15 protein-coding genes are annotated in these 15,353 nt (G+C 59.7%); 10 read left to right on the top strand and 5 right to left on the bottom strand.

Annotated elements, in window-relative coordinates:
* Positions 1-90: 90 nt before the first annotated feature.
* From EIY72_RS24280 to EIY72_RS24305, 6 genes are all read left to right on the top strand, one after another.
* A complete protein-coding gene (locus EIY72_RS24280; RefSeq protein ID WP_093214105.1) occupies positions 91-1,215 on the top strand; it encodes a polysaccharide deacetylase family protein in 1,125 nt (374 codons plus the stop codon).
* A gap of 326 nt (positions 1,216-1,541) precedes the next feature.
* Positions 1,542-2,936, top strand: a complete 1,395-nt coding sequence (locus EIY72_RS24285) for a PhoH family protein (protein WP_093214108.1) — start codon at positions 1,542-1,544, stop codon at positions 2,934-2,936.
* Between the two features lie 169 nt (positions 2,937-3,105).
* A complete protein-coding gene (gene moaC, locus EIY72_RS24290; RefSeq protein ID WP_093214112.1) occupies positions 3,106-3,579 on the top strand; it encodes a cyclic pyranopterin monophosphate synthase MoaC in 474 nt (157 codons plus the stop codon).
* The gene (moaD, locus tag EIY72_RS24295; RefSeq protein ID WP_093214116.1) at positions 3,576-3,818 is read left to right on the top strand and encodes a molybdopterin converting factor subunit 1; all 243 of its coding nucleotides are present in this window, start codon (positions 3,576-3,578) and stop codon (positions 3,816-3,818) included. Before moaC ends, moaD begins: the two co-directional genes overlap by 4 nt.
* Positions 3,819-3,821: 3 nt before the next feature.
* A complete protein-coding gene (gene moaE / locus EIY72_RS24300; RefSeq protein ID WP_093214121.1) occupies positions 3,822-4,274 on the top strand; it encodes a molybdopterin synthase catalytic subunit MoaE in 453 nt (150 codons plus the stop codon).
* Positions 4,275-4,528: 254 nt separating this feature from the next.
* Positions 4,529-5,305 (top strand): ABC transporter substrate-binding protein, encoded by a 777-nt coding sequence (locus tag EIY72_RS24305; RefSeq protein ID WP_093214124.1) that lies wholly within the window; start codon positions 4,529-4,531, stop codon positions 5,303-5,305.
* A 150-nt stretch (positions 5,306-5,455) separates the two neighbouring features.
* On the opposite strand, the gene EIY72_RS24310 is transcribed toward EIY72_RS24305, so the two are convergent.
* From EIY72_RS24310 to EIY72_RS24330, 5 genes are all read right to left on the bottom strand, one after another.
* A complete protein-coding gene (locus tag EIY72_RS24310) occupies positions 5,456-6,097 on the bottom strand; it encodes a helix-turn-helix transcriptional regulator (protein ID WP_093214128.1) in 642 nt (213 codons plus the stop codon).
* A 91-nt stretch (positions 6,098-6,188) separates the two neighbouring features.
* The gene (locus tag EIY72_RS24315; RefSeq protein ID WP_093214131.1) at positions 6,189-7,316 is read right to left on the bottom strand and encodes an NAD(P)/FAD-dependent oxidoreductase; all 1,128 of its coding nucleotides are present in this window, start codon (positions 7,314-7,316) and stop codon (positions 6,189-6,191) included.
* Positions 7,317-7,368: 52 nt separating this feature from the next.
* Positions 7,369-8,313, bottom strand: coding sequence for an ornithine cyclodeaminase family protein (locus tag EIY72_RS24320; protein WP_093214134.1), 945 nt, complete (start codon positions 8,311-8,313; stop codon positions 7,369-7,371).
* A 123-nt stretch (positions 8,314-8,436) separates the two neighbouring features.
* A complete protein-coding gene (gene rhlB, locus EIY72_RS24325) occupies positions 8,437-9,927 on the bottom strand; it encodes an ATP-dependent RNA helicase RhlB (RefSeq protein ID WP_093214137.1) in 1,491 nt (496 codons plus the stop codon).
* Positions 9,928-10,025: 98 nt separating this feature from the next.
* Positions 10,026-10,682, bottom strand: coding sequence for an alpha/beta hydrolase (locus EIY72_RS24330; RefSeq protein ID WP_093214140.1), 657 nt, complete (start codon positions 10,680-10,682; stop codon positions 10,026-10,028).
* A 467-nt stretch (positions 10,683-11,149) separates the two neighbouring features.
* Between EIY72_RS24330 and EIY72_RS24335 the strand changes: the two genes are divergently transcribed.
* From EIY72_RS24335 to EIY72_RS24350, 4 genes are all read left to right on the top strand, one after another.
* Entirely contained in the window at positions 11,150-12,181 is a 1,032-nt protein-coding gene (locus tag EIY72_RS24335; RefSeq protein WP_093214143.1) for an amino acid ABC transporter substrate-binding protein, read from the top strand.
* Positions 12,182-12,246: 65 nt separating this feature from the next.
* A complete protein-coding gene (locus EIY72_RS24340; protein WP_093214146.1) occupies positions 12,247-13,428 on the top strand; it encodes an amino acid ABC transporter permease in 1,182 nt (393 codons plus the stop codon).
* A 10-nt stretch (positions 13,429-13,438) separates the two neighbouring features.
* Positions 13,439-14,536, top strand: coding sequence for an amino acid ABC transporter permease (locus tag EIY72_RS24345; RefSeq protein ID WP_093214148.1), 1,098 nt, complete (start codon positions 13,439-13,441; stop codon positions 14,534-14,536).
* Positions 14,537-14,564: 28 nt separating this feature from the next.
* Positions 14,565-15,329, top strand: coding sequence for an amino acid ABC transporter ATP-binding protein (locus EIY72_RS24350; protein ID WP_093214152.1), 765 nt, complete (start codon positions 14,565-14,567; stop codon positions 15,327-15,329).
* Positions 15,330-15,353: the final 24 nt, after the last annotated feature.

The following is a 15,353-nucleotide window of genomic DNA, read 5'->3' on the forward strand; positions in this document are numbered from 1 at the left end:
ATCGCGGCCATAGGTGATCAATGGCGCTCCCACAGGGGGCAGGCTGGATCAGCTATAGTGCCGCGCGGGTTTTGTTATGGAGACATCCCATTGCGTATCGTTTTTTTCATTTCGATCTGGCTGCTGAGCTTCGGCGCCCTGGCGGCCCCAGGCGATATCGCGACGCTGGATCGCAGCACCTGGCCGGAAAAGCTCAGCAACCCGACCCTGTTCGACGTGGCTTCCCGGGCTGAAATCCTGATGTTTTCCAGCGTGCTGATCACCAGCGAGACGCTGGATGAGCCGGCATTGGCCCAGCGCCTGGGCCTGCGCACGATCAACATGGAATCGATCAACCGAGTCCGCGCGCAGCTGTGGCACCGCTTGCTGAGCAACTATGAATTCGCCCAGCAGAGCTGCGATCAGGACGCGTCTTTCTGCTTTCTGGTCGAGGACATCGCCACCCTTCGCGAACAGGCTGCCAAGTTCCAGGTCAGCGAGGACAGCTTCTACATCAAGTGGGCCGAACCGAGCCGGACCTTCCACACCCGTTACCTCGACGAGCAGCTGCGCAAGGCTGCGCTGTTCCCGCAAACCAGCAGTGAAGTCGATCATTTTGGCGACTACGAGCGTGACGGCGACGACATGCACGACCGCCTGTTTTTGCTGACCTTCGACAGCGCCGCCAACGCGCTGCCGGACAATTCGGCCTGGATCGCGCAGTACCTGCGCAAATCGAACATCGGCGGCACCTTCTTCGTGTTGGGTAAGGACATTCAGGCGCGTTTGGCCGAACAGTCGGTGAGCAGCCTGCAATCGACCTTCTCGCAACAATGCGTCGGCGTGCAGGGCTGGGAGTTCCGTTCCCACAGTCACTGGCAGGACTGGCAGGACTCGGTACGGCGCAGCGTGGAACTGGTGAAAAACAAACTGCCGGAGAACTTCGTGCCGCAGTTTCGTCCACCCGATGGCCAGCGTCGGGCCGATGCCGAAGCTTTCTTCAGGACCCAGGGCTTGCAGGTGGCGTTGTGGGACATCGATGCCCAGGACGGCGCAGGGCGGCTCAAGGGCGAGCAGAGTGCGCAGCGGGTGCTGACATTGATGTTGTTGTGGCGGCACGGGGTGATCAATTTCAACGCGAAGCAGGATGCGGTGAAAACCTCACTGCCCTGGCTGGTCACGCAAACGGCGCCCATCGGTATCGGTTGGGAAGACTGTCAGAACGGATTTCGCTGAAAAGCCCGGAAACATTGGGCTTGGGGTGATTTTTGCGGGGAATTCGGTGCAGGTTGATCTCCGACTGTAAACGGGTGATGGCAGTCCGCCAAGTGCTATTGGTCATTCTGAAAAATAAACTTCAAAAAAGCGTCAAAGTGCTTTTTTCTGTCACATGTTTTGGAGTATTACGAAGACAGACCGCCGAAACCTGCAACACAGGTGGCGTCTCCCAAGACCCGTTTGTTTGCAGTCACTTGATTCTCCGCAGGTGAGATTCGGCGGCCCTTCGAGGCGCAGCACCGCCAAGGTATTGCGTCGACTGGCTCCCACAAAGGTGACCGAGTATGGATGATCACGGACGTAGCGCTTCTTCCAACCAGCCAATCCTTTATGTACTCGATACCAACGTATTGATTCACGATCCAAACGCGCTGCTCAATTTCGAAGAACACCACGTCGCCATCCCGATGACCGTGCTTGAAGAGCTGGACAAGCTCAAGAGCGGGCATCACAGCGTTGCTGCTGAATGCCGCCAGGCCATCCGACTGATCGACAAGACCCTGGGCGATGCTTCGCCCGAAGACGTCGAGCAGGGGGTGCCGATCCAGCGTGGCAAGAGTGGTCCCAAGGGTTTGCTGTCAATTCTGATGAGCAAGCACGCCGAGCCGAACCTGATTCTGCCCGAGCACCTCAACGACAACAAAATCATCAACCAACTGATCGACCTGCACACCCGCGACCCGAAAAAGCCTGTGGTGCTGGTCACCAAAGACATCAACATGCGCCTCAAGGCCCGCGCCTGCGGGATCGAGGCCGAAGACTACAGCACCGACCAACTGGTCGATGACGTCTCGCTGCTGCCTAACGGCTACCACAACATGACCGGCTCCTTCTGGGACCGCGTGAGCAAGGTCGAAACCCGTCAGGACCACGGCCGCACCTGGCACCAGGTGCAGTTGATCGACAACCTGCCGGCGGTGCACATCAACGAGTTCATCATCGATGAGCAAGGTTTTGTCGGCTGGATCAAGGAGATCGAAGAAGACAAGCTGCTGATCCTCGACCTGCACCAGGAACCACTGCTGCACCAGGAAGCCTGGGGCCTGAAACCACGTGACATCTACCAGAGCCTGGCGCTGTACGCCTTGCTCGATCCGGACATACACCTGGTCAACCTGTCAGGTGCCGCCGGTTCCGGTAAAACCATCCTGGCGCTCGCCGCTGCCATCGAACAGACCATGGTCAGCAAGCGTTATCGCCGCATCATCGCCACGCGTAGCGTGCAGGGCCTGGACCAGGAAATCGGCTTCCTGCCTGGCACCGAAGCGGAAAAAATGGAGCCTTGGCTGGGCGCCATCACCGACAACCTCGAAGCCTTGCACATGGATGACGAAAGCACCCATGGCAGCGTCGACTACATCCTCAGCAAAGTGCCGTTGCAGTTCAAATCCCTCAACTACATCCGGGGTCGCAGCTTTCAACAAAGCCTGATCCTGATCGACGAATGCCAGAACCTCACGCCGCACCAGATGAAAACCATCATCACCCGTGCCGGCGCCGGTTCCAAAGTGGTGTGCCTGGGCAACCTGGCGCAGATCGACACCCCTTACCTGTCCGCGACCAGCTCCGGGCTGACCTACCTCACTGAGCGCTTCAAGGACTTCCCGAACGGGGTGCACATCACCCTGCAAGGAGTACCGCGTTCGATCCTGGCCGAATACGCCGAATCGCATTTGTAACGTTCTACCGGAACCGGGCGGCCTCACAGCCGCCCGGTTTTTTGTGGACGTATGAAAAACCTGTGGGAGCGAGCTCGCTCCCACATTGGTTTGTGGTGGGCCGATAATCGCGCGTGCGAAAAATTGACCCCCGGGTTTACAATCGACGCTCCTGATCAGGAGTAACCCCGTGCTGACTCATCTCGATTCCCAAGGTCGCGCCAATATGGTCGACGTCACCGAAAAAGCGGTGACCTTCCGTGAAGCGACTGCCCAAGCGCTGGTGCGCATGTTGCCTGAGACCCTGCAGATGATTGTCAGTGGCGGTCACCCGAAGGGCGACGTGTTTGCCGTGGCGCGCATTGCCGGCATCCAGGCGGCGAAAAAAACCAGTGACCTGATTCCTCTGTGCCATCCGCTGATGCTGACCGGTGTCAAGGTCGAGCTCAGCGCCGATGGTGAAGACACCGTGCGTATCGTCGCGCGCTGCAAGCTGTCCGGGCAGACCGGCGTCGAGATGGAAGCGCTGACCGCTGCCAGTGTGGCGGCACTGACCATCTACGACATGTGCAAGGCCGTCGACCGTGGCATGACCATTGAAAGCGTGCGTTTGCTGGAAAAGGTCGGCGGCAAGAGCGGGCATTTTCAGGCGGACCCGTCATGAAGCTCACCGTGAAGTTTTTTGCCCGTTATCGTGAAGCGCTGGGCGTGGATGCGGTGAAGGTCGAAGGCGATTTTGCGACCGTTGATGATGTGCGTGCGCTGCTGGCCAAGCGCGATGGCGCCGAGGTCTTGAGCGAGCAGAATCTGATGTGCGCACGCAACGAGGATCTGTGCCAGCTCGACGAGCCCGTCAGCGACGGTGACGAAGTGGCGTTTTTCCCCACCGTGACCGGAGGCTGAACCATGGCCATCCGTGTACAAGCCACGGCGTTCGACCCGGGGGCTGAAGTCAACGCCATGCACGATGCCAATGTCGGCGTCGGTGCCGTGGTGAGTTTTGTCGGTTACGTGCGCGATTTCAATGACGGGCTCGACGTGGCGGGCATGTTCCTCGAGCACTATCCGGGCATGACCGAAAAAGCCCTCGGCAAGATTGCCGTCGAAGCCGAACAGCGCTGGCCGCTGCTCAAGCTGGAAGTGCTGCACCGCATCGGCGCCCTGGAGCCGGGCGAGCCGATTGTCTTCGTTGGCGCCGCCAGCGCTCACCGCCAGGCGGCATTCGACGCCTGCGCCTTTGTCATGGACTACCTGAAAACCCGTGCGCCGTTCTGGAAGAAAGAGAACACCAGTGACGGGCCGCGTTGGGTTGAGGGGCGTGACAGCGATCACGCGGCGGCGGATCGCTGGAAGCAGTAGTTCCTGCGGCGTCCTTCAGTCAGTCATCGTCGGAACGCCGCCCGGAGCAAGCTTGCTCGCGATGAGGCCCTTTGATTCAACCCTTCACTCAGGGATTCACCACCCGACCACCGGCCGGCACGGGCTGCATTTGCCTCATTGACGATCAATACGTAAAAGTCCAATATGGAATTATAAGTACAAAAAAGGTGTTCCCCCCCGTTTCAGCTTTTTCTTCTGTCTTGCCAAACCAACAACAACCGCGAGAAACGAACATGAAGAAACTCCCCCTCATCACCGGCCTGGCCCTGAGCCTGTTGGCGTGCAGCTCGGTGTTCGCCACCGAGAAAACCTTGCGCATCGGCATCGAAGCCGCTTATCCCCCATTCGCCTCGAAAACCGACAAAGGCGAAATCGTCGGGTTCGACTACGACATCGGCAACGCCCTGTGCGCGGAAATGAAGGTCAAGTGTGTGTGGGTCGAAGGCGAGTTCGACGGTCTGATTCCTTCCCTGAAAGTGAAGAAAATCGACATGGCGCTGTCCTCCATGACCATCAACGAGGATCGCAAGAAGTCGGTGGATTTCACCCACAAGTACTACTTCACCTCCTCACGTCTGGTGATGAAGGACGGCGCGGTGGTGGATGATCAGTACGCCAGCCTCAAGGGCAAGACCGTGGGTGTCCAGCGTGCGACCACGACTGACCGTTACGCCACCGAGGTGTTCGAGCCCAAGGGCATCAACGTCAAGCGCTACAGCAACAACGAAGAGATCTACATGGACCTGGCGGCCGGTCGTCTCGATGCGATTTTTGCCGACACCATTCCGCTTAATGATTTCCTGTCGATGCCCCGGGGCAAGGGTTACGCTTTTGTCGGGCCTGAGCTGAAGGATCCCAAGTATGTCGGCGAGGGTGCCGGGATCGCGGTGCGCAAGGGCAATGCCGAGCTGGTCAGCGAGTTGAACACGGCCATCGACGGCATTCGCGCCAATGGCGAATACCAGAAGATTTCCGAGAAGTACTTCAAGTCTGATATCTACGGCGACTGATTCACCGCTTTCGCGAGCAAGCTCGCTCCCACATGGGATCTCCATCAAACACAGATTTTGTGTTCGGTGCAGAACCTTTGTGGGAGCGACGGTGCGACGATTCGACTTGCTCGCGAAGGGGCCAAGGCAGGCAATACAGCTTTCAGGGTTTCAGCCCTTCAGCTCCTTCAAATGCTTGTAAACCGTCGCCCGGCCCATGTTCAGCACATTGGCCACATAGTTCGACGCGCTCTTGCCCTTGAACGCGCCCTCGGCATGCAGCGCCAGCACCAGCTCGCGTTTGTGATCGCGGGTCAGCAGGTTCAGGCTCAACTGCCGTTCACGCAGCCAGGCATGCAGGAAGGTATTGATGCGCTCCTGCCAGTCATCGCGAAACAGCGAGTCCGGTTGCGGGATCAACTTGCTCGGCGAGAGGAACAGGTCCAGTGCCGCCTTGGCATTCTCGAACAGCGAAATATTCAGGTTGATGCACAGCACCGCCAGCGGACGATCCTGGCTGTCGCGCAGCACGGTGCTCAGGCTGCGAATCTTCTGACCATCCCAATTGAGCTTTTCGTACGGCCCGATGTTTCGTTCGCTGACCTCGTCACTGAGCATGTCGTCGAGTGCCGAGTCGTCGCCAATTTCGCGTTTTGACAGGTTGTTGGCGATGTAGTCGACCTTTTGCGTTCGCAGGTCGTGCAGCACCACCTCGGCGTGGGGAAAGAACAGCGTGGCGATGGCATCGGCAATCGCATGGAAGTTGTCCAGCGAGGCATCGTTCAGGGCTGAGTCTTTTTCGGGGGCGTTCATTCAGTGGAGCTCCAGGCGGCGTCAACGCCCCGTGAAAAGGGGCGTTGAAAGTGTGCCGTAATCGGCTGGGCACGTCACCCGAGGTCGATGATCAACCCAGGCGGGAAGGGGAGAGCATCTTGGCGTTCAGGCCGAAACGGGTGAGTGTTTCGGGCAGGGCTTCACCACGCACCAGGGCGGCGCTGGCCTGGCCCATGGCCGGCGAAGTCTGGATGCCATAACCGCCCTGTGCTGCGACCCAGAACAACCCGGGTACCTGTGGATCGAAACCGGAGAGCAGATCGCCATCGCTGACAAAGCTGCGCAGACCCGCCCAAGTGCGGGTTGGACGGCGGATGGTCAGGGTGGTGGCCTCTTCGATCTGATAGATGCCCATGGCGATGTCCAGCTCTTCCGGCTGCACGTCATGAGGCTCCACCGGGTCGGCATTGGCCGGCGAGCCGAGGAACATCCCGGCGTCCGGTTTCATGTAGAAGGACTCGTCGAGGCTGACCAGCATCGGCCAGTGATGAGTGTCGATACCTTCAGGTCCGGCGAAGATAAACGCTGCACGGCGCTTGGGTTGCAAGCCCAGCGCTTTCGCCCCGGCCATCTGGCCGATCTGGTCGGCCCACGCACCGGCGGCATTGATGACGATGGGCGCGCGGTAGTTCTGCGTTTGCGTCTGGACGTGCCAGATACCTTCGCCATCCCGTTGCAGGCTCACGACTTCGCAATCGGTATGCACTTCGCCCTGATTGCGGCGGATGCCGCGCAGGTAACCCTGGTGCAGCGCATCGGTGTCGATGTCGCTGGCGGTCGGGTCGTAGATTGCACCGTGGACTTTTTCCCGGCGCAGAATCGGCATGCGTGCGAAGGCCTCGTCGGCAGTGAGCATCTGCATCTGCGGCACGGTGGCTTTCGCGCTGAGGTATTGATTGTTCAGTTCCGTCGGGTCGCCGGTGAAGTCCACGGTCATTTCGCCGCGCGGGGTCAGCAGCGGATGTTCGCTGAAGCCGCTCGGTGGATTGTCGAAGAAATCACGACTGGCCTGGGTCAGCGCCCGCACCTGTGGGTTGCCATAGGCGGCAGAGAACAGCGCTGCCGAGCGCCCGGTGGAGTGGTAACCGGGATGGGATTCACGCTCCAGCACCACCACGCGTCCGTGCTGTGATAACCAGAAACCGGTGGAGGCGCCAGCGATCCCGCCGCCGATGATGATGAAATCTGCCTGGTTCATGAACATCTCCTGATCAAGCGTAAAGCCGAAATTGTGGTGAGTCCCTGTGGTGTCAGAGCTGCGGCCGGTAGATCGCATTGGCCAGCGCAATATCCTCCAGACCCAGGCCAATCGAGCGGAAAAATACCGATCGATCGTAGTCGGGGCGTTGCACCTTTGCACTGATCAGATCAGGCAAATCACCGCATATCAGCGTTTTGTCCCAGCCATGCTGCTCGCTCGCGATCAGCATTTCGCCCGCTGAGCCGGGTGTGGTTACGCGATAGTCGCAGAACACCTGCATGTCATTGAGGCTTTGCGGTGGCACCTCATGGGCGCGGGGGGCGTTGGTGCTGATCGAGGTGATCAGAGCCGGTTTGCTCAAGCGCGACGGGTCAATCACCGGGCCTGCGGACGAGGTGCAGAGCATGATCACATCGGCGCCTTCAATGGCGGCCTCGCAGCTGCCAGCAATGCTCAGGCGAGGGTCGAGATCTGTGATTCGAGCCAGCTCGTCGGCACTTTTATCCTTCAGGCTCGGCGAATACAGGCTGATGTTTTGCCACTCGCGCATGCCCTTCACATAGTGCAGATGCGCCTGGGCCACCTTGCCGCTGCCGATAATGGCCAGGCGCGTGGCCTTGAGCGGCGCGAGGGCGTCGACCGCCACGGCGGTGGTGGCCGCCGTGCGTGCCGTGGTCAGCTCACCCGCATCGCACAACAGCAGTGGCTGGCCGGTTTGCATCGACATCAGCAGGGTCCAGGCCGTCACCAGGGGGCCTTGTTCGCGGACGATGTAGGGCGAGGTTTTCACCCCGTACACACCGTCTTCAGCCAGCACGCCCAGGTAGTTGATGAAGTCGCCGCCTTGGGGGAATTCCACCAGTTGCTGCGCCGGTTGCACGGCTCGCCCTGCTGCAAGGTCGCGGAACAGCTTGCGCAGGATTTGCGGCACATCGACCTGTGCCAGCAGCTCGCGTGCCTGGGCCTGGGTGATCACTTGCGGCGTACTGGTCATGTTCGACTCCGGCATTGAAAGTAAACTAATTTGTCCATTATGGACTTTTAGTTTTGTCGGGCAATATCCGGGCGAAAAAAAAGCGCAGTCCGTTGCCGGCTGCGCCTGTCTTTTTTGCGTCGCTTACTGAGGACGCTTGCGCTCAACCGGCCGCAGCAGATGCGTCGGTGGCGTTTCACAACTGATCTTGCGTCCCAGCTTTTCCTCGATGGACGGTAGCTGGTAGGAATCGTCTTCGCCGGCAAAGCTGATGGACACCCCGTCAGCGCCTGCGCGACCGGTACGGCCAATGCGGTGCACGTAGTCGTCCGGCACTTCCGGCAGGGTGAAGTTGATCACGTGGCTGATGCCGTCGATGTGGATGCCACGACCGGCGACGTCTGTGGCGACCAGCACGCGAATCTTGCCTTCGCGGAAGCCTTCCAGGGTCTTGATGCGCTTGTGCTGCGGCACGTCGCCGGACAGTTGCGCGGCGTTGATGCCGTCGCGCACCAGGCGCTCTTCGATGCGGCGTACTTCATCCTTGCGGTTGGCGAAGACGATGACGCGCTCCCAGCCGTTGTCGTTGACCAGGTTGAACAGCAGTTTGTACTTGTCAGCCCCGGCCACGGCGTAGATGTGCTGTTCGACGTTTTCGTTGGCCACGTTGGTGACCTCGATTTCGACGATGGCAGGATCGGTGGTCCATTGCTTGGCCAGGTTCATCACGTCTTCGGTGAAGGTCGCGGAGAACAGCAGGGTCTGGCGCTCGGATTTCGGCGGCGTCTGACGAATGATCTGACGCACTTGCGGGATGAAACCCATGTCGAGCATGCGGTCGGCTTCGTCCAGCACCATCACTTCGACCATGTCCAGGTGCACGTCGCCGCGCTGGTTGAAGTCGAGCAGGCGGCCCGGCGTGGCGACGAGGATGTCGCAGTGCCGCGCCTCGAGGTGCTTGAGCTGCTTGTCGAAGTCCATGCCGCCGACAAAGGTCATGACGTTGAGACCGGTGTATTTGGTCAGGTCGGCTGCATCCTTGGCGATCTGCACCACCAACTCGCGGGTCGGCGCGATGATCAGCGCCCGCGGCTCGCCCATGTAGCGCTCTTTCGGCGGCGGGGTTTGCAGCAGCTGGGTGATGATCGAAATCAGGAAGGCCGCGGTTTTACCGGTACCTGTCTGCGCGCGGCCGATGGCGTCTTTGCCGGCGAGGGTGAAACCCAGCACCTGCGCCTGGATCGGCGTGCAGTACGGGAAGCCGAGGTCCTGGATGGCGTGCATCAGTTCCGGAGCGAGTTTGAAATCGTGAAAACGGGTTTTGCCTTCCTGGGGCTCGACGACGAAGTCTTCGAGTTTCCACGGGATCACCGGGGCCTTGGGCTTGGGTTCGCGGCGTGGCCTGGCGGGTTTTGGCGCTTCTCTGCGAGGCTGCTCGGCGGCAGGGGCGACCGCAGGCGGTGCGACCGGGGCGGCTTTTGCCTCGTGTTTGGGAGCCGCCGGGGTGGCGGTCCGACCTGGCTGATTACCGTCGGTGCGGTGGCCGGGCGTGTGAGACGGAGCGCTGGGGACTGGCGCGAGTTGCTCAGTCTCGCTTTTACCGAACATTTTCTTGAGTGCTTTGAGCACGGTCATCTCATCAATTGGTTAAGGAATGTACGCCGGCCAGTGTAATGCAAGAATCGGGCGCGGCGTAGTGGGATGGATCAAAGGGTGTTTTTAAACCGCAATGCTCAACGCAGGCGCTCGGTCAGCCAGGCGCCGATGTCGCGAATCTCTTCGGGTAACACTTCGTGACCCATTGGGTATTCCTGCCATGTCACGGTGACACCACGCTGCTTCAGATGCTCGTAGGCGCTGCGTCCCATCGAGTTTTGCACCACGTCGTCGTACTGGCCATGCAGGCTCAAGACCGGAATGCGTTGCTGGCTGGCGGACAGTTCCAGGGTGTCACTGAAGGTCGGCGCATAAGTGGACAGGGCAATGACGCCACCCAGTGGTCCCTGCCATTTCAGGAAAGCGGTGTGGAAGACCACGGCGCCACCCTGGGAGAAACCGGCGAGGAAAATCCGCGAAGCGTCTATTCCGACGGCGCGCTGGGTGTCGATCAGTTTGATGACCCGCTCGCACGATTCTTCCAGTTGCTCACGATTGATCGCCCGCGCCGGGCTCATGGCCAATATGTCGTACCAGCTCGGCATCTCGTAGCCACCGTTGATAGTGACAGCACAGGTGGGCGCCTGGGGCAGAACGAAGCGGGTGCTCAGCAGGGTTTCCTGCAGGGCTTCGGCGACCGGCAGAAAGTCATAGCGATCGGCACCCAGGCCGTGCAGCCAGATAACGCAGGCGTCTGCGGGCTTGACGGGTTCGAGAATCAGGGGCTCGGTCATGGCTGCTCCAAATATGTGCGCGCGCTCCCAATAAGTGCGTGATCGGAGTGCGCGTCTGGTTGATCTGTTAACAAGATGTCGCAAGCGTACAAGTTTTGCTCTTGACCTGCATCTGAACCGCTTCAGCAAACGGTGTGGTACGGGCTTTGCTATGGAGAAACCGTGCAACACATCTCGCGCCCGGCGGTAACACTATCAGTGTACTGCCGTCGTTGGGATAGCAATGAATCCGGTGATGGATGTTCGCCACGGGCCGCAACGGGGCTTCGCGAACGTGAAAGGGCTACAGCCCGTTCGGCCGCCTGGTGAGAGTGAGTTTTCCATGATGTGGATTTTCTCCTACTAGACTCATAGCTAACGTCTTACGTCGGTTGACCCCAAAACAAGCCAACACGGGTCGACTACGCCTCAAAAGGGTGCGACAGGACTCACGCTCCGACACAACAAGAGCAAAACTGGAGGTTTGAATGAAGATGTTGAAATCCACCCTGGCCATCGTGACTGCAGCCGCGGTACTCGGTGTCAGCGGGTTCGCCCAGGCGGGTGCAACCCTGGATGCAGTGCAGAAGAAAGGCTTCGTGCAGTGTGGCGTCAGCGATGGTTTGCCAGGCTTCTCGGTTCCGGATTCCACCGGCAAGATCGTCGGTATCGATGCCGACTACTGCCGTGCCGTAGCGGCTGCCGTGTTCGGCGACGCAACCAAGGTCAAGTTCAGCCAGTTGAACGCCAAGGAGCGCTTCACCGCGCTGCAATCCGGCGAAATCGACATCCTGTCGCGCAACACCACCATGACCAGCTCTCGCGATGCGGGCATGGGCCTGAAGTTTCCAGGCTTCATTACCTACTATGACGGCATCGGCTTCCTGGTGAACAACAAGCTCGGCGTCAAGAGCGCCAAGGAACTGGACGGTGCAACCATCTGCATCCAGGCCGGTACCACCACCGAGCTGAACGTTTCCGACTACTTCCGCGGCAACGGCCTGAAATACACCCCGATCACCTTCGACACCTCCGACGAAAGCGCCAAGTCGCTGGAATCCGGTCGTTGCGACGTGCTGACTTCCGACAAGTCCCAACTCTTCGCCCAGCGCAGCAAGCTGGCATCGCCGAAGGACTACGTGGTTCTGCCGGAAACCATTTCCAAGGAGCCTCTGGGCCCGGTCGTGCGTAACGGCGACGACGAGTGGCTGGCCATCGTTCGTTGGGTGGGCTACGCCATGCTCAACGCCGAAGAAGCCGGCATCACTTCGAAAAACGTCGAAGCCGAAGCCAAAGACACCAAGAACCCGGACGTTGCCCGTCTGCTCGGTTCCGACGGTGAGTACGGCAAAGACCTGAAAGTGAAGAAGGACTGGGTGGTACAGATCGTCAAACAAGTGGGCAACTACGGCGAAGTGTTCGAGAAAAACCTCGGCAAGAGCACTCCGCTGGAAATCGACCGCGGGCTCAACGCTCTGTGGAACGCTGGCGGCATTCAATACGCACCACCAGTGCGCTGATGGTTCTGTCACCCGGTGGGCCAACCACCGGGTGATGTTCTGTTCCATTATTTCCGGGGCACTTCATGCAAAATTCAATCGGCGCACCAAAGCAGAGGCTCAGCCTCAGCGATCCGAAAGTGCGCGCGTGGCTTTTCCAGATCATCACCATTGTCGCGGTGGTCTCGATGGGCTGGTACCTGTTTGACAACACACAGACCAACCTTCAGCACCGGGGCATCACCTCGGGCTTCAGCTTCCTGGAGCGCAGTGCCGGTTTCGGCATCGCTCAACACCTGATCGACTACACCGAATCGGACAGCTATGCCCGGGTGTTTGTCATCGGTCTGCTTAACACCTTGCTGGTGACCTTCATCGGCGTGATCCTGGCGACCATCCTCGGCTTCATCATCGGTGTGGCGCGGCTGTCGAAGAACTGGATCATCGCCAAGCTGGCGACGGTGTACGTGGAAGTCTTCCGCAACATTCCACCGCTGCTGCAGATCCTGTTCTGGTACTTCGCGGTGTTCCTGACCATGCCGGGGCCGCGCAACAGTCACAACTTCGGCGACACCTTCTTCGTCAGCGCCCGTGGCCTGAACATGCCGGCGGCGAAGATGGCGGACGGTTTCTGGCCATTCGTGGTCAGCGTGGTCGTGGCCATCGTTGCCATCGTGCTGATGAGCCGCTGGGCGACCAAACGCTTCGAAGCCACCGGTGTGCCCTTCCACAAGTTCTGGACTGGCCTGGCGCTGTTCATCGTCATCCCGGCGCTGTGCGCGCTGGTCTTCGGTGCGCCGCTGCACTGGGAACTGCCCAAGCTGCAAGGCTTCAACTTCGTCGGTGGCTGGGTGCTGATTCCTGAACTGCTCGCCCTGACCCTGGCCCTGACCGTGTACACCGCGGCGTTCATCGCCGAGATCGTGCGTTCGGGCATCAAGTCGGTCAGTCACGGCCAAACCGAAGCGGCGCATTCGCTCGGGCTGCGCAACGGCCCGACCCTGCGCAAGGTGATTATTCCGCAGGCTCTGCGGGTGATCATTCCACCGCTGACCAGCCAATACCTGAACCTGGCGAAGAACTCCTCGCTGGCCGCCGGTATCGGTTATCCGGAAATGGTTTCGCTGTTTGCCGGCACCGTGCTCAACCAGACCGGCCAGGCGATCGAGGTGATTGCCATCACCATGAGCGTGTACCTGGCGATCAGTATCAGCATCTCCCTGCTGATGAACTGGTACAACAAGCGCATTGCGCTGATCGAGCGGTAAGGAAAAGCGCATGAGCACTCATATTTTCAAACCTGACATGCCGCCACCTAGCAAAGTCTTCGGACCGATGGCATGGATGCGCGCGAACATGTTCTCCAGCTGGCTCAATACCCTGCTGACCCTGTTTGCGTTCTACCTCATCTACTTGGTGGTCCCGCCGATCCTGCATTGGGCCATCCTCGACGCCAACTGGGTCGGTACCACCCGCGCCGACTGCACCAAGGAAGGCGCCTGTTGGGTGTTCATCCAGCAGCGTTTCGGCCAGTTCATGTACGGCTACTATCCGCCGGAACTGCGCTGGCGCGTGGACCTGACCGTGTGGCTGGCGGTCATAGGCGTCGCACCGCTGTTCATCTCGCGCTTTCACCGTAAAGCGGTGTATGGCCTGAGCTTCCTGGTGCTGTACCCGATCATTGCCTACTTTCTGCTGCACGGTGGCATCTTCGGCCTGACCAACGTCGCGACCAGCCAATGGGGCGGCCTGATGCTCACCCTGGTGATCGCCACCGTCGGCATCGCCGGTGCCCTGCCGTTGGGGATTCTGCTGGCCCTCGGCCGTCGCTCGAACATGCCGGCGATTCGTGTGGTCTGCGTGACCTTCATCGAGTTCTGGCGCGGTGTGCCGTTGATCACGGTGCTGTTCATGTCCTCGGTGATGCTGCCGCTGTTCCTGCCTGAAGGCATGAACTTCGACAAGCTGCTGCGGGCGCTGATCGGCGTGATCCTGTTCCAGTCGGCCTATGTCGCCGAAGTGGTGCGTGGTGGCCTGCAAGCGATCCCCAAGGGCCAGTACGAAGCGGCCGCGGCGATGGGCCTGGGTTACTGGCGCAGCATGGGCCTGGTGATTCTGCCGCAAGCCCTGAAGCTGGTGATCCCCGGCATCGTCAACACCTTCATTGCGCTGTTCAAGGACACGAGCCTGGTGATCATCATCGGCCTGTTCGATCTGCTCAACAGCGTCAAGCAAGCTGCCGCCGACCCGAAATGGCTGGGCATGGCCACTGAAGGCTATGTGTTCGCAGCCCTGGTGTTCTGGATTTTCTGTTTTGGTATGTCGCGCTATTCCATGCATCTGGAACGCAAGCTCGACACTGGCCACAAGCGCTAAGTCGCTACCTTATTTAGGAAGTTTTGTGATGAGCGAAGCAATCAAGCAGCCGGTGAACCCTGAAGGCATCATTCAGATGCAGGGCGTGAATAAGTGGTACGGCCAGTTTCATGTACTCAAGGACATCAACCTGAACGTCAAGCAGGGCGAGCGCATCGTCCTGTGCGGGCCGTCAGGGTCAGGCAAATCCACGACCATCCGCTGCCTCAACCGCCTGGAAGAACACCAGCAGGGGCGCATCGTGGTCGATGGCGTGGAGCTGACCAACGACCTTAAGCAGATTGAAGCGATCCGTCGTGAAGTCGGCATGGTGTTCCAGCACTTCAACCTGTTCCCGCACCTGACCATTTTGCAGAACTGCACGCTGGCGCCAATGTGGGTGCGCAAGATGCCCAAGCGCCAGGCCGAGGAAATCGCCATGCATTACCTGGAGCGCGTACGCATTCCGGAGCAGGCGCATAAGTTTCCGGGGCAACTGTCCGGCGGTCAGCAACAGCGTGTGGCGATTGCCCGTGCGCTGTGCATGAAACCGAAAATCATGCTGTTCGACGAACCGACCTCGGCCCTCGACCCGGAGATGGTGAAAGAGGTTCTGGACACCATGATCGGCCTGGCCGAAGACGGCATGACCATGCTCTGCGTGACCCACGAAATGGGCTTCGCCCGCACCGTGGCCAACCGCGTGATCTTCATGGACAAGGGCGAGATCGTCGAACAGGCCGCGCCGAACGACTTCTTCGACAACCCGCAGAACGACCGCACCAAACTGTTCCTGAGCCAGATCCTGCATTGATCGAAACCAGGCGCTGAAATAAAC

Origin of the sequence: Pseudomonas vancouverensis (assembly GCF_004348895.1) — a bacterium.
In the GTDB taxonomy this organism is placed as follows: domain Bacteria; phylum Pseudomonadota; class Gammaproteobacteria; order Pseudomonadales; family Pseudomonadaceae; genus Aquipseudomonas; species Aquipseudomonas vancouverensis.

What these genes read in the sequence shown, in the direction of transcription:
- EIY72_RS24285 (WP_093214108.1), top strand. Translation starts at nt 1,542, where the DNA reads ATGGATGATCACGGACGTAGCGCTTCTTCCAACCAGCCAATCCTTTAT.
- moaD (WP_093214116.1), top strand. Translation starts at nt 3,576, where the DNA reads ATGAAGCTCACCGTGAAGTTTTTTGCCCGTTATCGTGAAGCGCTGGGC.
- moaE (WP_093214121.1), top strand. Translation starts at nt 3,822, where the DNA reads ATGGCCATCCGTGTACAAGCCACGGCGTTCGACCCGGGGGCTGAAGTC.
- EIY72_RS24305 (WP_093214124.1), top strand. Translation starts at nt 4,529, where the DNA reads ATGAAGAAACTCCCCCTCATCACCGGCCTGGCCCTGAGCCTGTTGGCG.
- EIY72_RS24310 (WP_093214128.1), bottom strand. Translation starts at nt 6,097, where the DNA reads ATGAACGCCCCCGAAAAAGACTCAGCCCTGAACGATGCCTCGCTGGAC.
- EIY72_RS24315 (WP_093214131.1), bottom strand. Translation starts at nt 7,316, where the DNA reads ATGAACCAGGCAGATTTCATCATCATCGGCGGCGGGATCGCTGGCGCC.
- EIY72_RS24320 (WP_093214134.1), bottom strand. Translation starts at nt 8,313, where the DNA reads ATGACCAGTACGCCGCAAGTGATCACCCAGGCCCAGGCACGCGAGCTG.
- rhlB (WP_093214137.1), bottom strand. Translation starts at nt 9,927, where the DNA reads ATGACCGTGCTCAAAGCACTCAAGAAAATGTTCGGTAAAAGCGAGACT.
- EIY72_RS24330 (WP_093214140.1), bottom strand. Translation starts at nt 10,682, where the DNA reads ATGACCGAGCCCCTGATTCTCGAACCCGTCAAGCCCGCAGACGCCTGC.
- EIY72_RS24335 (WP_093214143.1), top strand. Translation starts at nt 11,150, where the DNA reads ATGAAGATGTTGAAATCCACCCTGGCCATCGTGACTGCAGCCGCGGTA.
- EIY72_RS24340 (WP_093214146.1), top strand. Translation starts at nt 12,247, where the DNA reads ATGCAAAATTCAATCGGCGCACCAAAGCAGAGGCTCAGCCTCAGCGAT.
- EIY72_RS24345 (WP_093214148.1), top strand. Translation starts at nt 13,439, where the DNA reads ATGAGCACTCATATTTTCAAACCTGACATGCCGCCACCTAGCAAAGTC.
- EIY72_RS24350 (WP_093214152.1), top strand. Translation starts at nt 14,565, where the DNA reads ATGAGCGAAGCAATCAAGCAGCCGGTGAACCCTGAAGGCATCATTCAG.